General features: G+C 68.8%; 1 protein-coding gene. It reads left to right on the top strand.

Going from position 1 to position 1,344, the window contains the following annotated elements; all coding sequences use genetic code 11:
* Window positions 1–243 precede the first annotated feature (243 nt).
* The gene (locus tag KOI35_RS46935; protein ID WP_215796319.1) at window positions 244–1,323 is read left to right on the top strand and encodes an IS110 family RNA-guided transposase; all 1,080 of its coding nucleotides are present in this window, start codon (window positions 244–246) and stop codon (window positions 1,321–1,323) included.
* Window positions 1,324–1,344: the final 21 nt, after the last annotated feature.

Raw genomic sequence — 1,344 nt, 5'->3', positions numbered from 1 at the left:
CAACTGTGAGGATGGTGGGGTGCCGCCCGCGGTTCGGGGTTTGACCCGCCATCCAACTGACCGTGGTGTCTTGCCGGTGATCTGTCGGTCCTGGGTTGCGGGCGGTGCTTGCTGCCACCGGACCGGTCAGAGCGTGTCTCGATAGGGGCCTTGCCGCAAACAAGGGCACCATCACAGTTCTGACCGCTCTGCCGGTCCGGTGACGGCCATCCCGTTCCCGTTCCGGCAGGAGACCGAACGACCATGTCCAGCATCTCGTACCCATCCGTCGCCGGCCAGCAGGACGCCTCTGTCGAGGTGGTCCTAGGCGTGGACACCCACAAAGATTTTCATGTCGCGGCGCTGGTCAGCGTTTTTGGAGTGTTGCTGGCCTGTCAGCGTTTCCCGGCCACCGCCCAGGGCTACCGGCAGATGGCGGCGTGGGCCGGCGGGTTCGGGGTTCTGCGTCGTGCCGGGGTCGAGGGCTCGCACTCCTACGGGGCCGGGTTGACCCGTCATTTGCAGGCGGCCGGGCTGCAGGTCATCGAGGTCAGCCAGCCGGACCGGGCCGAACGGCGCCGCCGCGGCAAGACCGATGTTCTCGACGCGGAGGCGGCCGCCCGGGCGGTGTTGTCCGGACGCGCCGGCGCGGTGGCGAAGACCAGTACCGGGCCGGTCGAGATGATCAGGATGTTCAAGCTGGCCAAGGCGTCCGCGGTCAAGGCCCGCACCCAGGCGATCAACCAGCTCAAAGCGGTCCTGGTCGGCGCCGAGCCGAGCCTGCGTGAGTCGTTGGCCGGGCTGAGCAACCCGAAACTGTTCCAGGCTTGCGCCCAGCTCGACGCCGGCACACCGGTTGACGCCGGCACGGCTGCCGCCTACACCCTGCGGCTGCTGGCCCTGCGGATCACCATGCTCACCGCGGAGATCACCGACCTCGACCGGCGTATCACTGACGCGGTCAACGCCTGCACGCCCGCCCTGCTGGACCGGCGAGGTGTCGGCCCGGACACCGCCGCCGCGCTGCTGCTGGCCGCCGGCGGCAACCCGCACCGGCTCGCCAGCGAGGCTGGCTTCGCCGCGCTCTGCGGCGTCAACCCGATCGAGATGTCGTCCGGCAAAACTAGCCGGCGGCGTCTCAACCGCGGCGGTGACCGGCAGGCCAACAGCGCGCTTTACACCGTCGCGGTCACCCGGCTGCGCTGGGACCAACGCACCCGCGAGTACGTCGAACGCCGCACCACTGAAGGCAAGACCCGCCGCGAAGCCATCCGCTGCCTCAAACGCTACATAGCCCGAGAGCTCTACCAACTCATCACCCAGGCCATCACCACACCCGCTTGACATCCATAGGGGCATCACCGG

The organism is Paractinoplanes bogorensis (assembly GCF_018829635.1).
GTDB classification, from domain to species: domain Bacteria; phylum Actinomycetota; class Actinomycetes; order Mycobacteriales; family Micromonosporaceae; genus Actinoplanes; species Actinoplanes bogorensis.
This window is presented reverse-complemented; position numbering and strand designations above follow the sequence as displayed.